Raw genomic sequence first — 25,072 nt, forward strand, 5'->3', positions numbered from 1 at the left:
AACTTAAGATCATGCACGAAAATGAAATTACCTTTTTAATCCGTGGTGCAATTTTTAAAGTCTACAATACCCTCGGTCCGGGACTTTTGGAATCTAGCTACGAAGCTGCTTTGGGATATGAATTAGTCAAATCTGGGCTGATAGTTGAGCGTCAGGTTGGTCTACCCATGGTTTATGAAGATCTGAAATTAGATGTTGGATATCGATTAGACTTACTGGTAGAGAAAAAAGTAATTGTAGAGATCAAATCGATCGAACTTTTGCAAAATATCCACCACCTGCAACTAATGACCTATCTGAGGTTGGCTAAGTTGAAAGTAGGTTTATTGGTTAATTTCAATACCGATAACCTGCCAAAAAATATTATCCGAAAGATTAATGGATATCTATAAAATTTCCACGGATAAAAATCACGGATAGACACAGATCACCATTAACCGATCAGTGAAAATCTGTGGGACAAATCAGTGAGAATCTGTGGGAACTATTTTTTCGCTAGTTTTTCAAAAACTTCTAAATACCGCTTCGTCACGAAATCCCAATTGTATTTTTGAGTCAATCCAGCTTGGGCCGTTTGTCGGAGATGATCTAGAGTATCAGGGTCTTTTTCCGCGTTTTCTATAGTTCCTTTTACTGATTCAGTCTTTTTCTCGAAATACCATCCATGCTTTCCGTTTTGAAGCATTTCTTGATTAAAAGGAGTGTCAAGAGCTAGAATCGCACAACCATAACCCAAGGCCTTGAGCATTGCAGGATTCGTGCCGCCAAATTCGTGACCGTGGAAATAGGCATAGCAATGTGAATACAAAGCTGCCAATTCATTAGGATCGGTGACATAGCCTGTAAAAAGTAATCTGGGATCTGATAGCGACTTTAATCGATTGGCCCAAGGATCGGAAAAAGGGACGTCTCCTACCACCACAAGCTTTTTTTGAGAAGATGAAGTCAAAAAACCTTCAATAATCAGATCGGCATTGTTGTCTGGGACCAACCTTCCAACGATCAAATAATATCCTCTGCTTTCTAAATTCCATCGTTCGATGTGCTTAGGATCGACAGTTTCTCTAGGATTTGCACCATAAGCTATGACTTCCGAATCTTTCCCAAAATGCTCCAAATAAACCCTGCGCATTTCCTCGGAGTCATTGATGATTTGGTCGTAAAACTTCGTGGCCATTCGAGAAGCCCAATAAAAATACTTGGATCCTATTCCTTTCCATTTCGGCCTTAGCCATTCCAAACCATCCACATTGATGGCAGTTGGTTTCCCAAATATTCGTGCAATTAATCCGAATGGACCATTTCCGCTGTTCACAACAAAAATCACGTCCACATCCGAAAAACAGGCATGGACCATGGATATCAAAGTATGTGAGAGTTGGGTGAAACTTTTGGATTCGATCGCAGGAGTGTAGATGCATTCAATTCCATTGACATACCGTGGCCGAGTATCAAATAGGGCTCTGTGATTGTATACACGGACATGCACGCCTTTTTCCACGAGCCTTTCACCAAGTTCCTTGATTAGCGTGTCATACCCTCCATAGACATAGGGATAACCCTTGGCTCCCATGATGGCGATTTTTAGTTCCTTTTCAGATTTCGCCATAAATGAGCTGTGATTTTTTGTTCAAAGGATTCCAAGCTATACACTTGCAGTACTCGTTCTTGTCCATTTTTTCCCATTTGTAGCGAAAGCTCATGGTTCGAAAGAAGCGTTTCTAAGGCCCTAACCCCTTCCTCAATATCTCCCACTGGAATAAGGATTCCCGTTTCCCCGTTCACTACCATTTCGGAAGCTCCTCCTGATTTTGTAGCAATTACAGGTTTGCTGCTAGCCATCGCCTCCAAAACAACGGTTGGAAAAGAATCGGGAAGGATTGAGGGCAACATGAAAATATCCAATGATGCCATAACCTCGGGAATATCGTCCCGAAATCCCAAATAGCTAACATTTCTTTCCAGTCCTTTTTGCTGAATTTGAGTTTTAATTTCTTCCAAAATAGGTTCATATCCTGGAAATGGATCACCCACTAAGACAAAGTGAGTATCGGCATAAGATTTTAAAATTTCCTCTGCAATCTGGAGGAAGAATAGCTGACCTTTTCCGGGATTTATCCTTCCTACCATTCCGATCAGAAATCTGGAAGAAGGAATTCCGAGTTCTTGCTTTAGGGAAGGTTTCGCTTCAAAAAATGCCCGATATGGAATTCCATTGTGGATGACTTCAAGCCTTGATTTTTTTAGAAGGGGTTGCCAATGATCCGCCACTGCTTGAGAAACTGCGATGGGATTTGGGGTGGACTGTTCCAGCAAAGATGCCAACCCTTTGACCAAGGGTAAAGGCCCTGGCAAGATTTCATGAATATGCCAAATATGGGGAAGCTTATTTCGTTTGGCCCAAATGGCCCCAATGACCACCGCAAGTGTATTGGAATACACCAATTCAAAGGAGAACCGATGGTGCAATTCTGCCAGAAAGCGATACGCTTTTAGGTTCTTTTGGATTCTGTTGATTAAGCCAAGCGGACTGACATACTTGCGTCTTAAAATGCCCAGATTATGGACAAAAAAAGGAATGTTCAGTTTGGTGAGTTCTTCTTCAATCGGTCCATGATTGGTCAATAAAACTACTGGAGAAAGACCCTGTTTTTGATAAAATTGGATGACCTGAAGGATGATTTTTCCCGAACCATAGCCCTCTGAGGAACTTTGAAGAAAAAGAATATGTCGGGGTTTATTCGCCATAGGTTTTGCTGAGTACAAAGGTAAGTCTAAGCTTTCCCAATTCTTTCTGGATTATCAGGTTTGTTGGAAATACAAACCTAAAATTCCGGATTTACCAAAACCCAGAGAAAAAACCTCCAATGTCCAAGCGATCGGCAACGTGAATCCAATCAAAAGCAGCAAGCCTAGCGTCTTTCGGCGCTTCAACCTAAGAATCAGATTTTCACGATATCCCAACCTAGCTAATAGGGCTTGAAGCATCCCCAAAACACCCAAATGAACAGAATAGCTTCTTGTTCCAACTACCGAAAAGCCCAATTTTCCCATTTGCTCGGATAATTCTGGTTTCGTCCAGTGAGTCAAATGCTTGGGGATATCCCAATGCATCCAATGCTTTCCGGCGATTTTTGCTTGCCAAGAATCTGCTCGAGGCACTTCAATATACACGATCCCCTGAGGTTTGAGATTGGCAGATAGTAATTCTCCCAATAGGTGAACTGGATTTGGCAAATGTTCCAAAACATGATTGAGAGAGATTAGATCAGCGAGATTTTCTCCGATTTTTCCGGATTCATAATAGGAGCTGATCACGTCTACTCTGTACTTTTCTCTCGCAAAATCGGCCCTCGCTTGTTCGGTTTCTATGCCGATTCCATTCCAGTTTAATTTCTTTGCAATGGCCAAAAACTGACCTTTTCCAGATCCAAAATCAAGGAGATGCTGAGCTTTTGGATTCAGTTTACGAGCCTTATGAAGAATCTTCTTGGCCTCCGAAAAAATGATCTTTTCGAATATCGAAGTTCTATTATCCACAATCGCATAGACTTCATCTCGATAAAGAGCTTTGTCATCGATAGGTTCAGGGATAAACGTCCATTGAACCCCACAGCTTTGACACCCGATTAAAGTTAAGGGTTCAGGGGAATTTTTGGGGGGGGTAGAACAAACCGGACAGGTGATTTGTCTCATGGATCAAAGAGTCGGATTCAAAATAATCCGGTGGAAGGCTTCAATAAATTTTTCGGCGGAAAAATCCTTAGCCCGCTCTTTTCCATGAGAAATCTGCTGGCTTCTAAGGTTTCCATCACGATCCAAAAGTATCAATTTTTCAGTCAAATCTTCTCCATTTCCGGTCTGGAAAGGAAGTCCTGCCCCGCCGGCCACCTCCAGTAAAGCAAGTTGATCCGAATGAATGACCGGAACACCAAAGCCCATGGATTCTAAAATAGGGATTCCAAATCCCTCATTTTGGGAAGGAAAAACATAGGCAAAAGCACCTTCATAAAGAGCCTTCACCTCTCCATCGCTGAGATATCCCGGCAGAATGATTTGTTCCTGAAGCCCAAGCGACTCAATTAATTTTTCTACGACAGGGAAATCATTCATTTGCTTGCTCTGACCGGGTCCGCCCGCCAAGACTAATTTTTGGATGGTGGGTTGTTGCTTGAGGTATTGAGCAAAAGAGTTGACTAGGAGTGGTAGGTTTTTCCGCTTGTCAAAGGTCCCGATATGCACAAAATATCCCTTTTTTGGGAGGTGTTTTTTTACCAAAAACTGAGGATCAGAAGCTGCTTTCAGGCCTTTTGGAGCTTGATAAATAACTGAAATCGGCCAATCGTTACCGAGATATTCAAGTAGGGAATTTTTGGAATAATTGGTTGTGGTAATGATTTGGGTATCTTCTTTCAATCCTTTTCGAATCAGGTTGAGGAAATAGGTCCTCCACCAGCGAGGGTAGTTTTCGGGCATTTGCCAGAAAAACGCATCATGGATTACTGTCAATCTTCGGCAGGGAAGTGATGCTGCAGGCGATACAAAATCCGGACAGATCAACACATCTGGTTTGTACTTTTTGACCAGATCAGGAAGTTGAAATTCTTTCCATCTGAAATAGTCCAAATGATAGTTGAGGCGCTGGATTTTTGATTTTGCACCTTGGTAGGTCTTATCGGCAGCCTGCACTTCAGGCTCATGCGTAAAAATCCACTCCACTTCAGGATGGGGATATTTCCGAGCCGCCTTGGCAAGTTCCACCATATAGGTTTTGATACCCGTAGTGGCGACGTTGAGGTGCTGAAGATCGAGGAGGACTTTCAAAGCAATGGTCTTTAATGCCCGATAAATGAGAATCCGCTCAGGGGTTAAAATAGATTTTTGAACGTGAATTCAAGTTAGGGATAAACTGAGCAGATAAACGAAAAAAAAGTAAAAATGAGCATGTTTTCAAACCCGATGCCATTGGGCAAAAATAGGTTCTTCCTATTGTCCAACCTCCTTCAGGCAAATTATCCATTGATTTACCTGAAATACATTTTGAATCAGCCGGTTGATTTTTTTGGTGAGGGGCATTTGATATCGAATTAATCTGCTGATTTTTTCTCCCAAATTATGGGTGTAATGATTATTCACGGTCAACCCTTCCTCTTCACAAAGGCTTCTCAATCTCTTTTTTGGAAAAATAAACGTATGCTCCAAGCCGTCAATCACATCTGGAATTCGCAATTGAAGCAAATTGGCCCAACGGTGCCAAGTGTATAGTCTGCTTGAAATGTCCGGTGTGCCGATTACCAAAAATCCTCCGGGTTTCAGGATTCGTTTCATTTCTTGGATATCCCCTCGTGGATCCAAGACGTGCTCAATCACATGAGAAATGTGGATAAAGTCAAAAAATTCATCCGGATACTGAGCACTTTCCAGATCTCCTTGGTGGGTCTTGACAGAGAAATGCTCCTGAACAAACTCCAAAGCACCTTGGTCGTATTCGGTGGCATACAATTCACAACTCAATTGGTTGGCATAAGCTAGTCCCAGGCCCAGTCCACAACCAACATCCAGAAATTTACTTCCACCTTGAAGGTTTTTAAGGTACCGGGATTCTTGCTTGATCTGGGCTTCTGTTAAATTTTTGATCCGCTCAAAATGCCCCAGGATGATTTCTTTGTAAGAAACTGCCTCGTAGTGGTCTTTTTCATAATAGGACTGATAGTACTCCTTGAGCTCTTCTGCATCTGCCATAGGATTGGCAAAGACTACTCCACAGGCATCGCATTTTACTCGTGAGATGTGTGGCCCTTTTCTTCGGGTGTCAATCGCAAAGCCGGTGAGATTAGTCGAGTTGCAAAGAGGACAAGAGCGGTGTAAAATCATGAAATCAACTTGTTTTTAAGCTCGGAATATTCCCGGAGACTAAACCCAATCATCCACCAAGTCAGCCAAGATACATACGTGTAGATTTCTACATTGGCAGTGAAGAGTGGCAAAAGTAGCCCCACTTTCACCACAGCTCCAGTAAATGCGACACGGGCTATGGCCGTATTAGTCGAGGATCGAAATACTCGAATGGAATCCCGGACTCCGGTAGCCAAAGTTAAACTATATAAAAGCAACCCCAGCCAACCAAGCTGAACTCCGTAGATTAAAAATTGATTTTCACCTCCTACTCGGAGCTCGTCCTCAACGCTTCCAAAATTCCCGCTCATCGCCAATCCGATTCCAAGCGGATTGCTAATCATGGAGTCTAAAGCCAAGAGCCACTCGACCACGTGACCCACGCTCGAGCTGTTTTCAAACGTCAAGGTATCTAGGACAAAAAAGTAAAAATCCTCAGAAGCAAAAAAGACCACATAGATTCCGAACAAGAGCAAGGCTAGAAATCCCGCTCCAATCAATTTGTACAAGCGAAATACCAAGGCCACAAAAAAGATCATGATAAAGAAAGCTCCAAAAGCCGCACGCGAGGCGGAGAAAACTAAGCAACCTAGTGAGACCAACATCACTAAAAGGTATTTCCAGTTTTCTTCTCGTTTGGTAGTCAAAAACCAAATCAAACCTGCGGCAAATCCCATCAAGACCGAGCTTGCCATTTCCAAGGGATCAGAGAAAAAGGAAGCTAATCGCTTGGTGACTGCCTGAGTTTCAAAGGTCCAGGTTAAGCCGAAATTTCCAGTAGGGTCAATGTTATTGATTACTTGGTTGTATAAGGCATAGCCCGTGAACTGTTGCAAATGGGCCTGAAGGAGGTAGTTTTCAATCAGATTTATCCCAAAAGCAGCAAACATGACCCCAAAAATGAGGACGAACAGTCTTCGAATTTCTGCTTGATCCCACTGCGTATTTCTGCCTAGAAAGTATGCTAAGCCAGGCATGAGCATGCTTTTATAATACAATGCTTTATTCAAAAATGAGGCATTTCCCAAGGGTAATAGCAAATACAGAAAGGCCAAGCTCAATAAACCCAACATCATCCAATCTGTGGCAAGCAGTCGCAAGGGATAGCAGAACAGGTCCTTTCGATATACTATGAAAATTCCTACCGACAACAAGATGATCAGCTCTTTGAGAATTTGGAATACACTCAGGAGCTCTGGGGATCGAGTGGCTAAGAAAATCACACTCAAGCTGGTAATATATACAGGAAGAAAAGCCGCAAGAAAGTAGATGAAGTAGCTCCATTTACCTTCAACCGTCATTTTTTGAAGGGTCCAGAGCATTGCTCCAAATACCCCTGCAGCTATTAGGATAAAAAATACTATAGCCATGACCCTGATATTAGTGGTTCACGAAGGCCATCTCGGATTCCTTTGGCCACAGCTTTAAGTTTGGTAAAACGGCCTCGAGCTAAAAAATAAACCATCCAAAGGCTGAATCGCCCCAAGTGATAAGCGGAACTCAGCCCTTTATTTTTTCCCAATGTTCGAATCAGGAGGAATTGATTTCTTACATGGTAATAAAATACTTTTGGACTTAGCGTCCCCTCGGCATGTTGCTTTTTAGAAGAGGCTCCCGCTTCATGGTAAATTTTGGCTTGGTCCTCTAGGTAAATGGAAAAGCTTGCCTTTCGAATTCGGAGACTCCATTCGACATCTTCGAAATACACAAAAAACTGCTCATTGAGCAGGCCTGCTTTTTCAATTGCTCGAACACTTACCAACATGGCACAGCCTGTTGCCCAGTCTAACCTAGGGCTTTTTATTCGATAATCCGCCAAGGGCTCCCGGTCGCCAAGTGTAAGCGATCTTGAAAATGCCGGGATCCACTTTCCTCCGGCACTCCAGATTTCCCTCGGATTGTGGAGAAATAAAATCAGGGGTTGGATAATGCCCGCATCTGGGTATTTGTTGGCGGCTCGGATTAATTCGCCCAAAAAATCCGGCTCCACCTCGGTGTCATTATTTAGAAGAAGTACATGGGAAAATCCTTGTTCCATCGCTTTCCGAATGCCTAGATTATTCCCGCCTGAGAAGCCTAAGTTTTTCTCGGATTGGATCAGGTCAATTTCAGGAAAGGTATGTTTCAGCTTTTCCCCTTCATTTTCGTCCGAACCGTTATCCACCACGATGATCTTGAAATTAGGATAATCCACCTTTGCCAAGGAACGAAGGCAAGCTTGGGTGAACTCCAGCCCGTTCCAGTTGACCAAAATGATCGCTACCGATATTTCAGGAGAATAAACCAAGTAACAGGTGTTTTTTTCGTTGGTACAGGAGGACTAAACAAATGAAGAATGCAACTACTTCCGTGGACAAAATCCCGTAGCATAGCCCTAATGGACCTAGTTGAGAGGTGAGAATTGCGGATATGCTGACCATGTAAAGACACATCATCCAGCTTGCCTTAAAGAGCAGGTTTTTTAAATCTGCCACGAGCATCAAAGTGATATTACCGACATTCAGACAAGCCAAAAAAGGAAGAAATGCCAGGATTTTCAAAAACTGAGTGGACTCCTCTAAGTCAGATCTCGAAAGCACCTTGATGATCCATGGGGCAGCTCCAAAAGTTCCTAAGGAAATCAATAATCCTCCAAATAGGACTTTCCCATAGGTATTTCTTAGGAATTTAAAGAAAGCTTGTTGGTCTTCTTGATACAACTTGGAAGCGTTTGGGAAAATCGCCTGGACAATCAAGGCTGGGAAAAGCCGAAGCACCATCGCGACTTTTTCAGCCAAGCTATACATCCCCAAGGTGGAGGCGGGAGAGAAAAAACTGAGGATAATTAGTCCTCCACTAATTGAAATGTAACTAGCCAGATTGCTAAAAAACAATAAGATATTTTCTGTCAAACTTTTCCAAATCGTAGCAAACTCAGGTCTGAAAAATCGAATTTCCATCACTCCGTGGATATACCCTAACAACAGTAGGTTAATGCCAAGGCCAAAGAAGCCCATCATGAAATTGACCCATTGACTTTGATCGGGATCATGGATAAATAATACGATTCCCATCAGAAATAGAAGCTTGGAAAAAATATTGGCGATCGAAATCAGCTTCATCTTTTCCATTCCTTGAAAAAACCAAAGCGGTAACGTCGCCTCCGAAAACAGAATCATCATCGAATAAATCAGAATCACCTGATAACCCTCAAAAAGCCCAAAAACAAAGATTCCTCCCAAGACCAACACTGAAGCTAGAAGGGCAAGAATCAGCTTTGCAGAAAAAATATTGGAGACTAAATGCGAAAGGGCTGTTTTGTCATTTTGGCTCACGGCGACCTCCCGGGGAGCACTTAAGTTGTACCCAAAGCCCACCAAAATATTGAGGAGGATAATAACCGAAAGTGCCAAATTTACTAAGCCAAACTGATCTACTCCGATGCTTTGAATCAGTAAAGGGACAGAAATGATGGAAATCAGCACATTGGAAGACTGAATAATCGCCAGAAAAATGAAGTTCTGGATGGATTTGTTCCGAATGAAATTCCCAAAGGGGATGAGCTGATTAAGTTTTTCAAACATGGCAGCCTAGAATTTAGCTTTGCTGCACGTGTACTTGATACAGCCTTCGGAAATACAGAAAGAAGAACGCTAGGACTCCTAAGATTGCTGCGCCGAAAACCATTCCCTTGACAAGTCGAATTTCGGATCGTTTGAGCGGAAATCGAGGTGAGTCAATGATCTGAATCAAGGGAGAATTGTTGCGATGATTGACTTTGGCGATTTCTAGGTTTTTGACAATTTCCTGATAGACTGCTGCAGTGGCTTGGACATCTATTTGGCGTTTTCTGGATTCTACGGTGGCCGAACTCAGAATGGGATTGGCATTTGGAATTTGATCCTGAGCACTGGCAAAAGCGCCAATACTTTGATCCAAAATTGCTCGAACAGAATCTGCCTGGGTTTGAAGAATTTCGAGATTTTCCCCGGTTTTTTTGGTTTTGGTGTCGAAATAAAATCCATTCACCTTCTCCACTAAGGTCTCGTTAAACACCTTGGCAAACGCTTCATCTTTCGAAGAAATGGTCACCTGGATGATACTTAATTTACGGTCAGGTTTGGCGACTGATAGTTGCCGCTCACGGATGAGTTTGGAGATTTCTTGCACGACCGAATCTTGAGTTACGCTAAATTGGTCTCGAGCAATCGAAAAATCCAGATTGGTAAAGTCCACCTTTGAAGCCCATTTTTGGTCTAATTCTTCAAAAGCGACAAACCGGTCAATCAGCAACAAATCCTCTGAAAAAGGGCTTAGTAAAGTCTCTCCGATCATCCGGTCTGATCGATATAGCTCCATAATATTATCTCCCTGAAACAATCCGCTTGTACTTCCCAAAGAACCTAAATTCACTCCGACTAAAGATGCTAATCCGGACATTTGGCTGATACCGGCACCGTCATTTTCTTCTAAAACGAATGAAGTTTCTGCATGGAAAACAGGCTTTTTAAGTATCGAAACTAGGGCACCTCCAATGGATCCAAGGACAAGAGCTACGATCATTACCCTCCATTTCCCCTGAAAATAGTGAATCCAGTTGCCGAGATTCTGGATGACTTCCCGAAGCGTAAACTGATCGTTTGAAAAGTGAGGTTGGTTTGTCATTACGGAGTCCAGTTGATTTGAGAAATAACCAAGGCAAGTGTTGCCAATCCAGTGGTAATGCCGACTACATCACCCAGGCGAAGCGGTAGTTTTGGACCTTTGGTAGGGACAATTACCTCTGCTCCTGGTTCAACAGGAGGGTAAGCCTTTATTCCTATAAAGCTTTTGGTTCGCTTGACTGCGCCATTGGCATAGACCACATAGGTCTGCTTGCGATTTGCGCGTCGTTCGAAACCTCCCGCACCATCAATGTAATGTCTCAATCCTTTTCCATTCTCGTGTCGAAGGGTAGTTGGGTAGACCACATCTCCTCTCATGCGGACCGTTTGAAGGACTTTTGGAATGGAAAGGATGTCTCCTTCTTCCAATAAAAGATCTTCTTCCGAACCAGGATTTTGAAGGATCTTTTCCAAGTTGATGGCTACTACTTCAGTTTCTTTGATTTTTACTTCTAAACTTGCATTTCCTTCAGCCAGTTGATCCAATGCTTCTCGTTTGACGAATGAACCTGCGCTATCAGATTTTCCGATTACAGGCAAATCCTTAAATAATCGCTGAAGGAGTTCTTCTTGCGCTTCTGAATTATTAGGGTCTTCAAGGAGTCGCATTCGAAGAGATTCCAGATTTCGTGTTCGCCGAATTTGCTCTGATTCTGTATTAAAAAACTCAGTTTTTCGGATCAAAGTGGCTCCTTTAGCATAAGCAAATCGATTGATTCCACCCGCTCTTCGAATCAAATCGGAGATTCGCTCTCCACTATTTTGAATGGCAAACATGCCAGGAGAATTAACTTGTCCTTCGATGGTCACCAGTTTTTGTCTTGAGAAATCTGCTCTTTTTCGGACGATCAATTGATCAAAAGCCATCAACTCCGGAGAGTTGTCATTGATAGAAAGATCTGCATTCACCTTTACAGGAATTAATTCTGCAAGAGTTCCCAAATCCTCATCCTCTAGTCTTCTTGCAATTTCCACGTCTTCGGTATTGGCGGATTCTTGAAGACCTCCAGCCATCAAGATCAATTCCTCTGGAGTTAGACCTTCTGCAAAAGGATACGTTCCTGGACGTTTTACTTCACCGAAAATCTGGACATAGCGTTCATTTTGCAGCTCATATTTACTCGAAATTCGAACGACATCCTCACGTTTGAGCATGATGTCCGTAGCCTGGCCTGATAAAATCGCATTTAAATTAACTTCCAAAACCTCCGAACTCAAATCCTCTTTGGTTCGGAGAATACTTGCGCGATCTGTGAAAGCATCTCCTTTTAAACCTTCTGCTTGTTGAATCAATTGAGTGAGTGTCATTCCCTCAGTCAATGCAAATACGCCTTGGCGATAAACAGCTCCCTTGATTTGAACTCGATTGGAATATCGATTCAGAATTTTACCAACCGTAATCTCATCTCCGCCTTTTAAAATAAAAAGTCCAAACTGGCTGGGCATCACATCCGAGACGGAGCGCTGAGTTCCAGTAATTCGGGAGATGGAAATTCGCTCCCGGAAAGCCTCATCGGTAAATTCCCCAGCATAGCTCAATAGTTGACTTAGGGTTTCTTCGGGCTTTATTTCAAAAATGAGTGGGCGCTTCACTTCCCCATTGATTTCGGTTCTTGCCAAATAAGGCGGGATAAGCAGGACATCCTGATCCTGGAGTTGTAAGTCCAAGTTTGCAGCACCTTTGGTGAGGAGTTCATAGACATCGATTTCTGCGATCGTTTGATTTTTTCGTACGAGTTTGATTGCACGAAGGGATCCATTTTCATTCGGTCCTCCAGCGGCATAAAGTGCATTGAAGACTGATGAAAAAGCGCTCAAGGTAAATGTTCCTGGGAGTCGCACCTCACCGAGAATATGAACTTTGATCGTTCGCACATTGCCAAGTGTGACTTGCAAAAACGTGGAGGGATTGCTTCCACTTAAACCGGGGTAAAATTTCGATACCCGCGACTTGATGATTCCGGTGGCGTCTTCTATTCTTTTTCCTGAAACGGACACTGGACCGATGTTATCGAGAAGAACAAAGCCGTCTGGGTTGACAGTCGCCTCGTAGTATTTTTCTGATTGGCCATAGATGTCGATGTACAAAATATCGCCCGGGCCTAAAATGTAATTTGTGGGAGTAGCTTGGTTGAGGTTGGGCTCAAAGCTCAATCTTCTGTTTTTCTGGTAAAATAAATTGGCCCCGAAAATTCTGGAATTTCCTTCTTCCAAGTTTGCTTGAGGTGCCAGTAAGCCTTGAGTAATGACAGATAAATCAACCTGTTTCCTTGGATCTCTTTTGGATACGGCAGTGGCTCGAGAAACACCCTTGCCCAGATTTAGCTCTTCGATTCTGGCTTTTAGTTTCTCGGCTTGAAGCCCAGACAATCCTCGCATTTCAGCCATTTGAAGAAACTCCGTGGTACTCAATCCAGCTTCGTTAGCTCGCTGAACCAACTCAGCAATTTGATCATCCGAAAGCTCATCCACGTTTAGTGTGCTGATGTCTAAATTTTGCTGCGCAAATCCCGATGGACCGAAGGCAGTGAGGGTGAAGAGTAAGGAAAAAATGTACCCGAATCGTTTGAATAAATTCATGAGTTTAAGTCTGTTCCGAGGTAGATGGGGAGAATTTAGCAGATAAAAATCCACTTAATTATCAATTCTACCAAATTTGAACCAAAAATGGGCTATTCGGTGCAGTTTCGGCAAATCTCGAGTTGGGCTCGATCCTCCAAAAGCTGAGCTCGGAATTTTTGGTAGTTTTCAGAATTCCAGATAGCAGCAAGCGATTTTTCGGGAAGCTGTCCCATCACATATTGGGCATCTTTGTCAAAGCAGCAAGGAACGACTCTCCCATCCCAAGTGACCACGGCACCTTGCCACATTCTCCAGCATTTATTTTCTATTTTCTTTTTGAGTTTCCATTTGCCCTTGCCGTCTGGAATATATCGGGAATACCCTAAATCACTTGGAATCAACTCAGATCCGTCTTCATAATCATAAATCTGGGTGGACTTCAGTTGGAGTTCGTCTACTCCCAAGGCTTCTGCCCAAGTTTTCAAAGCGGGGATTTGATGTTCATTTTGCCCAGTAACCAAAAATTGGAGAACGACCCGAGGAAAGATTTTTTTAGCCTTGGCTCGACTGGAAATAAGAGTTTTTAAGCCGTTTTGGACCTTTTCCAGTTTTCCGCCTATTCGATACTTTTCGTAAATCTCTTGGGTAATTCCATCCATTGATACGATCAATTGTCTCAGTCCACTTTGGATGATTTGATCTACCGTATCCTGGCTGAGGTAATGAGCATTGGTCGAGGTAGATGTGAAGACACCTTGCTGATCCGCATAGCTTACCATCTTCAAAAACTCTGGATTTAAAAAGGGTTCACCTTGAAAATACAAATGCAGCCAAGTCAGGTGATCCTTGCTTTGGTCTATGGTTTCCTTAAAGAGTGAAAAATGGAGCATTCCCGTTGGTCTGGAAAAAGCGCGTAAGCCAGAGGGACATTCCGGACATCGAAGATTGCAACTTGTGGTTGGCTCTAGGCTTAGCGTGGTTGGCATCCCCCAAATGATCGGCTTTCGGGTCAATTGGCTGAAAGCATAGGATGCATACAAAAGACCTAGGTTCCATGCTTTTGACCAGGTAAGCTTACGCAGAAAGGCTAAACCAATCCAAAATTGATTCTTCACTCCGAAAAATAATCCCCTTTTCCCTGATCAAAAAATCTATCCAACTGATTGTTCTCTTTTGCGTTGGTTTGGAATGGCTTTACTTATTTTGCCGAGACAATAACGTGATTATGAAAAACAGACTCTTTGGATTAGCGCTTTTACTCTTGGTTGGATTGTTTTCCTGCAGCAAAAAGGATCAAGCCTGTGCCTTGGATGAAGATATTTTAAGTCAGGATTTGACGGTAGAGCTCGTGAGATTGGATCAGGAATTTTTTGCAGGTACTAGTGCCTCCGACTTTTTACACTTGATGGAGAAGTACCCGGACTTTGCGCGTAATTACCTCCAAGTGGATCAATATTATTCTCCAGACACCTTAGCTGCCTTGCTTGTAGAAGTGCATCAGGATTCTGCGATGCGTGCTCTGTACGATTCGGTTCAGGTAGAGTTTGCAGATATTTCAGATATTCAACAAGATCTTGAGCACGCTTTTAAATATATCAAACACTACTATCCAAATTTTCAGGCTCCCAAGGTGTATACCTTTGTATCAGGATTCAATTCTGATTTGGTCGTGACTCCTGAAATGATTGTCATCGGATTGGATTATTACCTGCCCAAGGATCATAGTTTTCAGCCGGATATTGCCCGCTATATGGCAGAACGATACGAACGTTCCTATTTGGTTCCGATGATCGTCCTTGCCATTTCCTCCCGATACAATACGGTCAACCCAGAAGAAAATAGCCTTCTGTCGGAAATGATTTATTACGGCAAAGCATATCACTTTGTCAAAGCCATTATGCCTTGTACCTCAGATCAGTTTATTATAGGATATACTCCTGAGGAAATTTCAGAATGCTATGCCAATGAGGAATTTATCTGGGCACATTTTGTCGAAAATGAGCTCCTATATGAAACCAGTCCTTTGGAAATCAGAAAGTACATTGGTGAGGCGCCATTTACTGATGCAATCAGCACCAATGCCCCGGGTAGACTTGGAAGATGGATTGGATGGAATATTGTGGATGATTACCAAGCGAGTCAAGACTTGGACTTGCCCCTACTGATGATGGAGGCAGATTCGGAAAAAATCTTTAGGCAATCCGGATATCGGCCGAGGAGTCAAGAGTAAGCTTTGGCCGTGATTCTACCACCTCGAGTACACGACTTACGGCTAACTCTTTGGAGAAATAAAACGAAGCCAACTGACGGGATCGTTGTCCCATGGCGTGAATTCGCCTAGGTTGAGATTCCAATTCGTCCAACTTCTCCCAAGCTTTTTCCCATTTTCCAGGAAGAAAGGCAATCCCTAAGTCATGGGATTTTACCAGATCAAAAACCCATCCTTTGTGATTCACCAAAATAGGTTTGCCTGCGGCCAAAGCATCAAAAAATTTGTTTGGGCTATTGGTCTTTAATACTGGATAATGGGCAAAAGAAATCCAGGCAAAATCGGCAAGATTGAGTATTTCATTTACTTGTTTTTTGTTTTGGAGTGGTAGAAACCGAACCTGATGGAGCTGTCTCTGTGTGGCATCTTTTTGAAGAGTCTCTTGGTGACTACCTTCCCCCAAAATCAAAAAGTTCCAGTTTTTCCCACGTTTCTGGGCCCATTCTGCTAAATCCAATAATTCATCAACCGCATTCACCATTCCCAAAGCACCCGTGTATGCAATGGTCAGTCCCGGGCTTAACCCGAGTGATTTCTGCAAAGTTGAATCGGGCTCTTTTGGATAAAAAAGCTCCAAATCTGAAAAATTCGGGATAAGATCGATCTCTTTATCTGAGACCAGCGATTGCAGATGTCTCACAATCCCCGGAGAAAGTCCGATCAGTCGGAGGCTTTGCGAATAGATTTTTTTCTCCAACTTTTTCAAATAAGCGATCGCTAAGCGGTTACGGATGGCACCGACTTGAATTGGAGCCTCCGGCCATAAGTCACGAACTTCAAACACATATGGAAGAGCCAATTTTCGTTTGGCCCAAAGTCCGATCAAGCCTGTTGTCAAGGGGGTGGAGGTAATGTATAAAAGATCAGGTCTAGAGAGTTTTTTCAACAGCTTTTTGCTTTTCCGCACAAACATTAAAAAGGACCAAATTCTCCTCAGAAATCCAAAGTGTTGGGAATAGGCAACCGGCAAATAGTGCACTTTGACACCCTCAATCCATTTTTGATCATAAAAACCCGAATTATGGGCAGTGATCATTTCCACCTCATGCCCTGCTTCCACCAAACCTTTGGCAAGGTGGTAGGATCTCACGGCTCCGCCTTGTTCAGGAGTTCGGAAATATTGGTGGATATAAATGATTTTCATGAGGCTCTTTACTACTACAGCAAGATTAATCGGTGAGAAACGCTTACTCCAATTTCATTTTCGATCAGGATCTTAAATTTACCCATTCCCTCCAAAGGAATAGATTGTACAAAGTTAAAAACTGATTTTTAGCGGCTTGCTCTGGATGTTTGCAAACTTCTAAAATTGGCTGGGGTAAGAGTTTTCCTTCGAGGTCTGCCCATGCTTTAAGCGTACTAAAAACACGCTGAGCAAAGGGACCATCTTCCTGAAGCCACTCCTGCAAAGGCAATCCAAACCCGAATTTTTTTCGATTTGCGATCCAGTCCAATCCAATCTCAGATAAGGAGGCCTTGATCCAAGTTTTCCCGATTAATAATGAATGATCAGTGACGGATTCCCAAAGAGAAATCATTTCAGCATCCAGATACGGAGATCTACCTTCGATGCTGTGCGCCATGAGCGCATGATCGTGAATCTTAAGCACATCTTCGACCAAATAAACCTGTCGGTCAAAATCCAACATACGTTTGTACGGGTCAAGTGAGAGGTTAAAATATCGATCAAAGTCGGGGTAGAGTTCCGAGTCAGGATTTTCTAAGGCCGAAAAATTCAAAAAGGTCTTATTTGGATTTCGATCTATCCCGTTGAGAAATTTTTTTATTTCTCTATTCCAAGGAAGTTTCGCCAAAATAGGACTCCAAGTGGTCCAGAATCCAGAATGGGATAGATAGCGATTAAAACCCACATGACGTTGATACCCTCCCCAAAGCTCATCCGCACCCGCTCCTCCAATTAATACCTTCACGGAAACCTTGGCTTTTTTTCCAATCATCCAGGTTAAGAAACTAGCTGAATCTCCCATGGGTTGATCTAAACTCAGGAGGTATTCCTCCCAGTGCTGCAAGAATATACGCTGATCAATCGCGATCAATTCCTGGTCACTGGGAAACTGTTGACATAATCGCAAGGCATGGGATGCGTCGGCATATTTCTTTTCGTACTTTTTCTCAGTCTGGATGGTAAAAGAGGGTAAAGAGATCCCACTTTGTTGGTACCAATACGCGTAAAGTAATGAGCTGTCCGCACCTCCACTGAGCATAACCCCTACAGGAGTATCGGCCTGAAATTGTTTTGAAATAGCCGATTTTAATGAGGCTTGAAAAGTGCGCAATTCGGGCTTTTCAGGTGAAGGTGCCTGGCTTGGAATAGTATCCCACCGGAAGCTGAAATGCTGGTGAACACGACTGTATCGACCGGGTTTCCATTCTCGAATCCCCTTGAAGGCGGATTTGCCGGGGAGGGGAAATCGGAAGTAAAAATAGGAAGTGATTTGCTGCGCATCTACCTCCAAGCCGAGCAGATTTGCAATTCCTTTTGCCTCTGAAGAAACAATCAAAGAATCTGGATTTTGGAAGAAATAAAGCGGCTTTTCACCAGTTGGATCTCTAGCGATCAGCACGGATTGCTGGAGGAGATCGATAAAAATCAAGGAAAACATTCCTTGGATTTTGGTTAGGGCCTCGGTTCCAAAAAACTTTAGATAGTACAACAATACCTCTGTATCAGATTTGGATTGAAGAGGGACCCCCATTTTCTCCAAGATCGATCTCAGCGTTGAGTAATTGTAGATTTCACCGTTCCAAATCAGAAGGTAATTTCCATCCGAATCCCAAAAGGGTTGATTGGCCTCTATCCCTAGATCAAGAATTTTCAAGCGATTGACGCCAATCCAAAGTCCTGCCCAAGGAGAAAGGACAGCCTGCTGGTCTGGCCCCCGATGGTGAGAATGGTCGACTAGTTTTTGAATATTCTCTTCATTCGCTCCTTTTCCCCAAATCAAGTGGATTCCGCACATTATTCTTCAGGCTGGATTTTGCTTTGGTTTTTTTCGAAATACTTGCACAGGTGGGTGATCGCGCATTCTTCACATTTCGGTTTTCGAGCCAGACAAGTATATCGTCCATGCAAGATCAACCAGTGATGTGCTTTGTGGATGTATTGTTTGGGAATGTGTTTTACCAATTGTTTTTCTACTTCCAAAGGAGTCTTGGCCGTCAGCGGTACCAGTCCTAAACGTCTTGATACTCGAAATACATGGGTATCGACAGCCATATTGGGTTGCTGCCATACCACTGAGGTGATTACGTTGGCAGTCTTGCGGCCTACTCCTGGGAGTTTAACCAATTCCTCCACGGTGGAAGGTACCTCTCCTCCAAAATCCTCGATGAGCATTTTGCCCAAGCCAATCAGATGTTTGGTTTTATTATTCGGATAGGAAATAGAACGGATATACGGAAAAAGTTCATCAAAATGGGTTGCAGCCAAATGGGCAGCTGTGGGAAAATGCTTAAATAATTCCCGAGTCACGATGTTGACGCGCTTGTCTGTACATTGGGCAGAGAGTACTACGGCCACCAAGAGTTGAAAGGGGTTTTCATATTCCAGTTCGGTTTCCGCAACTGGCATGTTTTCTGAAAAATGTTCGATAAAGGCCTCGTATCGTTGTTTTTTGAGCATTTTAATGGGAATCTTGGAAAGGGAAGGTAAGATAGGTATTATTGGAAATACTTGTCCGCTGGGGCGGATTTGAAGATTTGAAAATTGAAAAATTAGTCTCCCCATGTTAAAACCCCAGTACCTATCAGCTTTAATCAGCGCTTTTTTCTTTCTGACTATCCAAATCTTGTTCGCTCAAACCAGAGCTCGGGAATTAGGAGTGCCTTTTGGGATTCTGCCCACAGGAACGCTCAACTCGATTACAGATGTGGAGGGTGTAAGGGTCGGACACTTTACTAAAATCGAGGGACAAAACATCCGAACCGGAGTCACTGCAATTTTACCCCATGGGGATAATCTATTTCAGGAGAAGGTGCCGGCCGCGATTTTTGTAGGAAATGGATTTGGGAAATTGGCAGGAATCACTCAAGTACAAGAATTGGGAAATCTGGAGTCGCCGATCATTTTGACCAATACGCTAAGTGTCGCTGCCGGTATCGAAGGTGCGGCTCGCTACTCCCTCGCTCAGCCCGGCAATGAATCTGTTCAATCCGTTAACGCCCTAGTTGGAGAAACCAATGATGGCTACCTCAATGATATCCGTGGAATGCACATTTCTCCAGATGAAGTCATTCAAGCGATCCAATCTGCTACCGAAGGCCAGATCCAAGAAGGAAATGTCGGAGCAGGTACAGGAACTGTTTGTTTTGGATGGAAAGGGGGAATCGGAACTTCGTCCCGTAAACTTCCAGAAAGTCTTGGTGGACACACGGTGGGAGTTTTGGTTCAAACCAATTTTGGAGGTAATCTGCAAATTGCCGGGGTTCCAGTAGGTGAAAAGTTGGGAAAATATCCGTTCAAAGATGCCTTGGAAAAATCCGATGGAAGCTGCATGATCGTTATCGCGACCGATGCCCCAGTTTTGGAAAGAAACTTGGAGCGAATGGCTCAGCGTGCCATGATGGGACTCGCAAAGACGGGGGGAATTGCTTCCAATGGTTCGGGTGATTATGTGATCGCTTTTACGACCCATGAGGGATTGAGAATTCCTCATTCGATTCCTTCTCAGCAACTCCAAAAAGCAGAATTTCTCGGGAATGATGACATGACCGCACTCTTTTTAGCGGTGATTGAAGCTACAGAAGAAGCGATCATCAATTCCCTATTTGCTGCCGAAACGATGGAGGGGAAAGCAGGCAAAATCGTGGAGGAATTGCCCAAGGAGAAAGTTTTAGAATGGGTTAAAAATCAGCATATTGAAAGATAATTTTTAGAAATATGGAAACAGAAGAGATCAAGAAACAACAGGACTTGACATGGCTGGAAAATCTTCAAAAAAATAGCTGGGAGCCGGAAGTTATTATATCTGGTATTATACTCGCCGTATTGTTTATCATCCCTTCAAGATTGTTTGATATTTCGGTGATTTTGGTTCAGGATTATGGACTTGAACAAATTCCCGCTACCCTTATTTTGGTTTATTTCTCCTTGATCATTTCGGTCTTTAAATTGTTTTTGGTCATTCACTTGGTCATGCGGTTTATTTGGGCTGGTATGCTCGGAATTACCTATGCTTTCCCAGAAGGAGTAATCAAAGAAAAGCTTTTTAAATATTCCCAATCAACTGAATATTCCCATCCCAATGCCTATCTTATCAAATTGGAAAGGTGGTGCAGCATACTCTACGGGTTTCCGATTTCTGTCGCGATTCCCATGTTTACAATTACTGTCTATTTGTTGATTTTGATCGGAATCTATTTGGTCTTCAATTTAGAATTTCAAATAGTCTATGTCATTTTTATGCTGACTATCATTGCCTTGGGATTAAGTCCATTATTGGGAAAGCCTTCCAAACTAAAAGATAGTATAGGAAAAAGCATGAGTGGAACTGTTGGAGCCGTATACCAAAGTAATTTGGGTAAATGGGCATTTGCCTCTTTTTCTATGGTTCTGATTTTTATTTCAATCCCTTTTATCTCTCAGGATTTGGACGGCTTTTCTTCTTTTCAAATTCAGGCAAACCTAGACGAAGAAGATTTTGAATACCCTAAAGATCAAGGATATTTTGAGGAGTATAATTCTGATAAAAAGCGTTTTGCAAGAATCTGGACACCAATTAAGCAGACAAACCGAGAGGTCATGGAACTCTTCCTACCGATTTATAAAAGAGAAAAAGATGCTACTTCTAAAATTAATAGCCTATTGCCTAAGGATAGCATTCCATGGCAAAATGTAGATTCTTACGAAAATCAGTTTAGGATTCTCTTGAATGATTCTTTGATTTCAATTTCCAAATGGACCCCAGTCCTTGCCGGTCATACAAATCAGCCTGCACTTATGACTCAATTGCCAATCGGACATTTGACTCAAGGAGTCCATGAAATTAGGGTGGAGAAAATCACCTACTTGGAGCCTTTACTCGGTGCTGGAGATGATATCCGGTACCGAAAAAAGTGGGCTAGGTTTAATTTTATTAAAGATTAATAGAAGAAGATTTTTTGAATTGGAAATGGATCTATTTCAAGATCACATCCTGATTCTCCAATCTTTGGGATAGTAATTATTCAGTCGGTTTCCCAGATTTTTGGCCCAGCCAAGAGGCAGGTTTTGATGCGTAAAAAGAACCCATCCCTTGGGTAAATCATCGAAGGATTGATCATTTTTTCGTAAGTATTCCAAAGCCTGATCTTTGTTGAGTTCCACGTGTGCAAAACCATTTTTGGGCAAAAGGGAAAGTGCCCATTCATGGCTGGGAATCCACTCATTTTTTTGCTTTTTTCCGAGTTCCACTCCAAAATACCGAAGGCTTAAGGCCTGAGAGATTTTTTCAAAATACCGGTAGAACTCTCGGTTTATCCGAAAATAAGAGTCATTTAAAAGGTAGTATTTTCCAGAGCCATCAAAACCAAGTTCTTGCTCTATCACATCTCCTTCCCGATCGCCTAATGCCTTCAGCACAGGATGTTTGAAGTCCTTGATTCGCCCGGGTTCTTGAGTAGAAGCCGAATCTGGTCGTTTCAGTACCGTGATGAAAAATCCCTCACCTTCTACTTTGTGTGGGAAAAAACGATAGCCGAAGAACGCTCCATCTCCTGTTTCTACTTGTGTTTCAACAATTCCCCAAGAATTATCCAAAGAAATCTGGACGGGTTCAAAAGCAAATTCTTCAGTGAGAAATTGGATCATTTCCTCATTTTCCTGTTCATTAAACGTGCAGGTGGAATAGATAAGATACCCACCCCCTTTGACCAGTGCTCCGGCTTGATTCATAATGCGTTTTTGGCGGGAAGAGCAAAGGGTCACATGGTCTAAGGACCACTCCTCCCGAGCTTGTGGATCTTTGCGAAACATTCCCTCTCCCGAACACGGTGCATCGACCAAGACTACATCAAAAAATCCCTCCAAACTTGAAAAGTGATCGGGATCATTATTGGAAACGATGATATTTCCCAAACCCCATTTGATGGCGTTTTCCTTGAGGATTTGGGCTCTTGACTGGATCACTTCGTTAGCAACAAGCAAGCCTTCCTCTCCCAGATAACTTGACAAAAGTGTACTCTTCCCTCCTGGTGCAGCCGCCAAATCAAGGTAAACCCCTTTGGGAATTTCCAAGCTTTTTAAGATATGCTCGATAAACATGGAGGAAGCCTCCTGCACGTAATAGGCTCCAGCATGAAAGGCAGGGTCAAGGGTAAAGCTGGGTCGTTCCTCTAAAAAATAGCCTTCTTCAGACCAGGGAATCGGGCTGGAATTCCAAGAAGGCGAAAATGATTTGTATGGGTTTAGGCGGATAGAAGTACGAGGAGTCCGATTGATGGAGGTAGTAAAAAGTTGGAATTCTACTTCTCCCAAAAGGGCAAGCATTTGGGTTTGAAAGTCGGTTGGCAACTGAAGTTCGGACATAGGGCAAAGATAGTAATCAGTCCCGATAACTATCGGGAGCAGTCACAGTTGATAGAAAACTGGAAACTGAGACTGACCACTGCACGCTCCAAAAATGTGTAACTTAAACCTGAACTCGTACTGCAATGGAACTCCTCACTAACCTTGTCATCGGCCTAATCGCTGCGCTTCATTTGTATTTTCTTTGGTTTGAAATGTTTGCCTGGGAGACGACGGGGCGAAAGATTTTTAGGCAAATGCCCAAGGAAATGTTCCCAAAGACCAAAGTTTTAGCCGCTAATCAAGGCTTGTACAATGGATTTTTAGTCGCTGGACTGGTTTGGTCAAGGGTTATTACCGATCCGATTTGGGCGGATAAAGTCGCACTCTTTTTCCTGACCTGCGTGCTGATTGCGGGGATTTTTGGGGCTATCACTGCCAGCAAAAAGATCTTCTATGTGCAAGGATTACCGGCTTTGGTAGGGATTGTGTTGATATTATTCTAGTTCACCGCGGAGGCGCGAAGGGCGCATAGAAAAAGTGTTCAGTAAACAGTTTTCAATAGTCAGGATTCTGAAGACTGAGACTACTCCCAATAGTTATCGGGACTGATCACTGAAAATCTCCTGCGGTGAAAAACAAAAAAAGAGGCTTGCGCCTCTCTTCTTAATTGTCATCATCCTCAAAATCATCCTCGTCCTCATCTCCGGGTCCCATGTCGAACATGGAACTGAATAGATCCTTGAACTGAAGCCCCGTGTCGAGTAGTTTTTTGCTCAATTGAGAATACTCTGCCAAGCCATGTAGCGCAAATTCCATAAAAAATTCCTTTTCCTTTTCGGGCAAAGTTTTCACCATCTGTGTGACCACTTCCTCCAGCCCTGGGACAGAATGAAGCAAGGTTTTATATTCTTTGTCGGATTGGGAAGCCAAAATATCCAGCTCGTTTCCTTCTCCAAACCAAGCCAATGGAATTACATACGGATTGCCTGATTTGTCCTTTTTCTTTTGTTCAGGAGAAGGGAAATAGTTGACGAATTGGGTACGGATCGCTTTTCCGATCAGGTTGTAAGCCACTAGTCCGGCACCTTCCTGCTCACCTTCATAAACTAGTTCGACTTTTCCAGTAATCGCTGGAATCACTCCAATCAAGTCTGCAATTCGGACCACAGTATTGCTTTCCCCATTGAGATAAAGTCTTCTTTCCGCAGCGGAGATCAGGTTTTCGTAAGCCGAAATGGTCAATCGGGCCGACACCCCGCTTTTTTCATCCACAAACTCTGAACCTCTTGCTTCGATCGCAATTTGCTCGATGAGGTCTCGCATCAACTCAGGCACATGAATCTGATCCACTGGCTTTCCAGCAAGGTTAGCTTCCTGGGCTGTGATTTTCTTGCCGATCTCGATCGACTTCGGATAATGCGTGATGATTTGGCTTTCGATTCGGTCTTTCAACGGAGTTACGATGCTGCCTCGATTGGTGTAGTCCTCAGGGTTTGCGGTGAATACAAACTGAATATCCAAGGGTAACCTCAATTTGAAGCCTCGAATCTGAATATCGCCTTCCTGTAGAATATTGAAAAGTGCCACTTGAATTCTTGCTTGCAAATCAGGCAACTCGTTGATCACGAAAATGCACCGATGCGAACGGGGAACCAAGCCATAGTGAATCACCCGCTCGTCATTGTAGCTCAGTTTCATGGTGGCGGCTTTGATTGGGTCCACATCACCGATCAAGTCGGCTACCGAAACATCCGGAGTGGCTAGTTTTTCTGCATAACGATCTTCACGATGGAGCCAAGCGACAGGCGTGTCGTCTCCTTTTTCCTCAATTAGATTTTTGGCAAAGGACGAAAGTGGATGCATGGGGTCATCGTTGAGTTCCGAACCAAAAACCACTGGTACATATTCATCCAAAAGATGCGTCATCATTCGTGCGATACGGGTTTTGGCTTGACCGCGAAGTCCGAGCAAGTTGATATTGTGACGGGAAAGAATCGCCCGCTCAATGTCAGGAATCACCGTATCCTCATAGCCCCAAATGCCTTCAAAGACATTTTCTTTGGCTTTGATTTTTTGGATCAGGTTGTCACGGAGTTCTTCTTTGATGGATTTGGGTAGATATCCTGAAGCCTTGAGTTGGCCGAGGGTCTTGATTTGTAAGAGTTGGTGTCCGGTGAGTTTTTGATAGTCCATTCG

General features: G+C 43.2%; 21 protein-coding genes. 5 read left to right on the top strand and 16 right to left on the bottom strand.

Going from position 1 to position 25,072, the window contains the following annotated elements; all coding sequences use genetic code 11:
- Positions 1-11: 11 nt before the first annotated feature.
- On the top strand, positions 12-392 hold the full coding sequence (locus AO498_RS02940; protein WP_067543570.1) for a GxxExxY protein: 381 nt from the start codon (positions 12-14) through the stop codon (positions 390-392).
- A gap of 92 nt (positions 393-484) precedes the next feature.
- Here AO498_RS02940 and AO498_RS02945 read toward each other — a convergent pair whose 3' ends face one another.
- The 11 genes from AO498_RS02945 to AO498_RS02995 all read right to left on the bottom strand — a co-directional run bounded on the left by AO498_RS02945 (position 485) and on the right by AO498_RS02995 (position 14,215).
- Entirely contained in the window at positions 485-1,609 is a 1,125-nt protein-coding gene (locus AO498_RS02945; RefSeq protein WP_067543572.1) for a glycosyltransferase, read from the bottom strand.
- On the bottom strand, positions 1,585-2,748 hold the full coding sequence (locus AO498_RS02950) for a glycosyltransferase family 4 protein (protein WP_067543575.1): 1,164 nt from the start codon (positions 2,746-2,748) through the stop codon (positions 1,585-1,587). The genes AO498_RS02945 and AO498_RS02950 overlap by 25 nt, the downstream gene beginning before the upstream one ends.
- A 54-nt stretch (positions 2,749-2,802) precedes the next feature.
- The gene (locus tag AO498_RS02955; protein ID WP_067543577.1) at positions 2,803-3,696 is read right to left on the bottom strand and encodes a class I SAM-dependent methyltransferase; all 894 of its coding nucleotides are present in this window, start codon (positions 3,694-3,696) and stop codon (positions 2,803-2,805) included.
- Between the two features lie 3 nt (positions 3,697-3,699).
- Positions 3,700-4,824: a glycosyltransferase family 4 protein gene (locus tag AO498_RS02960; RefSeq protein WP_067543580.1), complete on the bottom strand. Its 1,125-nt coding sequence runs from the start codon at positions 4,822-4,824 to the stop codon at positions 3,700-3,702.
- Positions 4,825-4,986: 162 nt separating this feature from the next.
- On the bottom strand, positions 4,987-5,874 hold the full coding sequence (locus AO498_RS02965) for a methyltransferase domain-containing protein (protein ID WP_067543582.1): 888 nt from the start codon (positions 5,872-5,874) through the stop codon (positions 4,987-4,989).
- Positions 5,871-7,265, bottom strand: coding sequence for an O-antigen ligase family protein (locus AO498_RS02970; protein WP_067543585.1), 1,395 nt, complete (start codon positions 7,263-7,265; stop codon positions 5,871-5,873). Before AO498_RS02970 ends, AO498_RS02965 begins: the two co-directional genes overlap by 4 nt.
- A complete protein-coding gene (locus AO498_RS02975; protein ID WP_067543588.1) occupies positions 7,256-8,182 on the bottom strand; it encodes a glycosyltransferase family 2 protein in 927 nt (308 codons plus the stop codon). Before AO498_RS02975 ends, AO498_RS02970 begins: the two co-directional genes overlap by 10 nt.
- Positions 8,166-9,458, bottom strand: coding sequence for an oligosaccharide flippase family protein (locus AO498_RS02980; RefSeq protein WP_067543591.1), 1,293 nt, complete (start codon positions 9,456-9,458; stop codon positions 8,166-8,168). The genes AO498_RS02975 and AO498_RS02980 overlap by 17 nt, the downstream gene beginning before the upstream one ends.
- Before the next feature lie 13 nt (positions 9,459-9,471).
- Positions 9,472-10,539: a GumC domain-containing protein gene (locus AO498_RS02985; RefSeq protein ID WP_067543594.1), complete on the bottom strand. Its 1,068-nt coding sequence runs from the start codon at positions 10,537-10,539 to the stop codon at positions 9,472-9,474.
- A complete protein-coding gene (locus AO498_RS02990; protein WP_067543597.1) occupies positions 10,539-13,118 on the bottom strand; it encodes an SLBB domain-containing protein in 2,580 nt (859 codons plus the stop codon). Before AO498_RS02990 ends, AO498_RS02985 begins: the two co-directional genes overlap by 1 nt.
- 92 nt (positions 13,119-13,210) lie before the next feature.
- Complete coding sequence (locus tag AO498_RS02995; RefSeq protein ID WP_067543600.1) at positions 13,211-14,215, bottom strand: radical SAM/SPASM domain-containing protein; 1,005 nt, start codon at positions 14,213-14,215, stop codon at positions 13,211-13,213.
- 110 nt (positions 14,216-14,325) lie between these two features.
- Here AO498_RS02995 and gldB point away from each other — a divergent pair, with 110 nt between their 5' ends.
- The gene (gene gldB, locus AO498_RS03000) at positions 14,326-15,330 is read left to right on the top strand and encodes a gliding motility lipoprotein GldB (RefSeq protein WP_067543602.1); all 1,005 of its coding nucleotides are present in this window, start codon (positions 14,326-14,328) and stop codon (positions 15,328-15,330) included.
- Here the strand turns inward: gldB and AO498_RS03005 are convergent.
- From AO498_RS03005 to nth, 3 genes are all read right to left on the bottom strand, one after another.
- A complete protein-coding gene (locus tag AO498_RS03005) occupies positions 15,293-16,513 on the bottom strand; it encodes a glycosyltransferase family 4 protein (RefSeq protein ID WP_067543605.1) in 1,221 nt (406 codons plus the stop codon). The two genes, gldB and AO498_RS03005, sit on opposite strands and share 38 nt — an antisense overlap.
- A 64-nt stretch (positions 16,514-16,577) precedes the next feature.
- On the bottom strand, positions 16,578-18,350 hold the full coding sequence (gene asnB, locus AO498_RS03010) for an asparagine synthase (glutamine-hydrolyzing) (protein ID WP_067543608.1): 1,773 nt from the start codon (positions 18,348-18,350) through the stop codon (positions 16,578-16,580).
- Positions 18,350-19,012, bottom strand: a complete 663-nt coding sequence (gene nth / locus AO498_RS03015; RefSeq protein ID WP_067550209.1) for an endonuclease III — start codon at positions 19,010-19,012, stop codon at positions 18,350-18,352. The genes asnB and nth overlap by 1 nt, the downstream gene beginning before the upstream one ends.
- Before the next feature lie 103 nt (positions 19,013-19,115).
- Here nth and AO498_RS03020 point away from each other — a divergent pair, with 103 nt between their 5' ends.
- Positions 19,116-20,258, top strand: a complete 1,143-nt coding sequence (locus tag AO498_RS03020) for a P1 family peptidase (protein ID WP_067543610.1) — start codon at positions 19,116-19,118, stop codon at positions 20,256-20,258.
- 11 nt (positions 20,259-20,269) lie between these two features.
- Positions 20,270-21,475: a hypothetical protein gene (locus tag AO498_RS03025; protein ID WP_067543613.1), complete on the top strand. Its 1,206-nt coding sequence runs from the start codon at positions 20,270-20,272 to the stop codon at positions 21,473-21,475.
- Positions 21,476-21,517: 42 nt separating this feature from the next.
- Here the strand turns inward: AO498_RS03025 and AO498_RS03030 are convergent, their stop codons facing one another.
- The gene (locus AO498_RS03030) at positions 21,518-22,894 is read right to left on the bottom strand and encodes a methyltransferase RsmF C-terminal domain-like protein (RefSeq protein WP_067543616.1); all 1,377 of its coding nucleotides are present in this window, start codon (positions 22,892-22,894) and stop codon (positions 21,518-21,520) included.
- A gap of 125 nt (positions 22,895-23,019) precedes the next feature.
- Between AO498_RS03030 and AO498_RS03035 the strand changes: the two genes are divergently transcribed.
- On the top strand, positions 23,020-23,379 hold the full coding sequence (locus tag AO498_RS03035) for a DUF1304 domain-containing protein (RefSeq protein WP_067543619.1): 360 nt from the start codon (positions 23,020-23,022) through the stop codon (positions 23,377-23,379).
- A gap of 160 nt (positions 23,380-23,539) precedes the next feature.
- On the opposite strand, the gene AO498_RS17215 is transcribed toward AO498_RS03035, so the two are convergent.
- The gene (locus AO498_RS17215; RefSeq protein WP_067543622.1) at positions 23,540-25,069 is read right to left on the bottom strand and encodes a P-loop NTPase family protein; all 1,530 of its coding nucleotides are present in this window, start codon (positions 25,067-25,069) and stop codon (positions 23,540-23,542) included.
- Positions 25,070-25,072: the final 3 nt, after the last annotated feature.

It is taken from the genome of Algoriphagus sanaruensis (genome assembly GCF_001593605.1).
Lineage (GTDB): Bacteria > Bacteroidota > Bacteroidia > Cytophagales > Cyclobacteriaceae > Algoriphagus > Algoriphagus sanaruensis.

Excerpts from the sequence above, each read along its gene's own strand:
- AO498_RS02940 (WP_067543570.1), top strand. The coding sequence starts at position 12 with ATGCACGAAAATGAAATTACCTTTTTAATCCGTGGTGCAATTTTTAAA.
- AO498_RS02945 (WP_067543572.1), bottom strand. The coding sequence starts at position 1,609 with ATGGCGAAATCTGAAAAGGAACTAAAAATCGCCATCATGGGAGCCAAG.
- AO498_RS02950 (WP_067543575.1), bottom strand. The coding sequence starts at position 2,748 with ATGGCGAATAAACCCCGACATATTCTTTTTCTTCAAAGTTCCTCAGAG.
- AO498_RS02955 (WP_067543577.1), bottom strand. The coding sequence starts at position 3,696 with ATGAGACAAATCACCTGTCCGGTTTGTTCTACCCCCCCCAAAAATTCC.
- AO498_RS02965 (WP_067543582.1), bottom strand. The coding sequence starts at position 5,874 with ATGATTTTACACCGCTCTTGTCCTCTTTGCAACTCGACTAATCTCACC.
- AO498_RS02970 (WP_067543585.1), bottom strand. The coding sequence starts at position 7,265 with ATGGCTATAGTATTTTTTATCCTAATAGCTGCAGGGGTATTTGGAGCA.
- AO498_RS02980 (WP_067543591.1), bottom strand. The coding sequence starts at position 9,458 with ATGTTTGAAAAACTTAATCAGCTCATCCCCTTTGGGAATTTCATTCGG.
- AO498_RS02985 (WP_067543594.1), bottom strand. The coding sequence starts at position 10,539 with ATGACAAACCAACCTCACTTTTCAAACGATCAGTTTACGCTTCGGGAA.
- AO498_RS02990 (WP_067543597.1), bottom strand. The coding sequence starts at position 13,118 with ATGAATTTATTCAAACGATTCGGGTACATTTTTTCCTTACTCTTCACC.
- gldB (WP_067543602.1), top strand. The coding sequence starts at position 14,326 with ATGAAAAACAGACTCTTTGGATTAGCGCTTTTACTCTTGGTTGGATTG.
- AO498_RS03005 (WP_067543605.1), bottom strand. The coding sequence starts at position 16,513 with ATGAAAATCATTTATATCCACCAATATTTCCGAACTCCTGAACAAGGC.
- asnB (WP_067543608.1), bottom strand. The coding sequence starts at position 18,350 with ATGTGCGGAATCCACTTGATTTGGGGAAAAGGAGCGAATGAAGAGAAT.
- nth (WP_067550209.1), bottom strand. The coding sequence starts at position 19,012 with ATGCTCAAAAAACAACGATACGAGGCCTTTATCGAACATTTTTCAGAA.
- AO498_RS03020 (WP_067543610.1), top strand. The coding sequence starts at position 19,116 with ATGTTAAAACCCCAGTACCTATCAGCTTTAATCAGCGCTTTTTTCTTT.
- AO498_RS03025 (WP_067543613.1), top strand. The coding sequence starts at position 20,270 with ATGGAAACAGAAGAGATCAAGAAACAACAGGACTTGACATGGCTGGAA.
- AO498_RS03030 (WP_067543616.1), bottom strand. The coding sequence starts at position 22,894 with ATGTCCGAACTTCAGTTGCCAACCGACTTTCAAACCCAAATGCTTGCC.
- AO498_RS03035 (WP_067543619.1), top strand. The coding sequence starts at position 23,020 with ATGGAACTCCTCACTAACCTTGTCATCGGCCTAATCGCTGCGCTTCAT.
- AO498_RS17215 (WP_067543622.1), bottom strand. The coding sequence starts at position 25,069 with ATGGACTATCAAAAACTCACCGGACACCAACTCTTACAAATCAAGACC.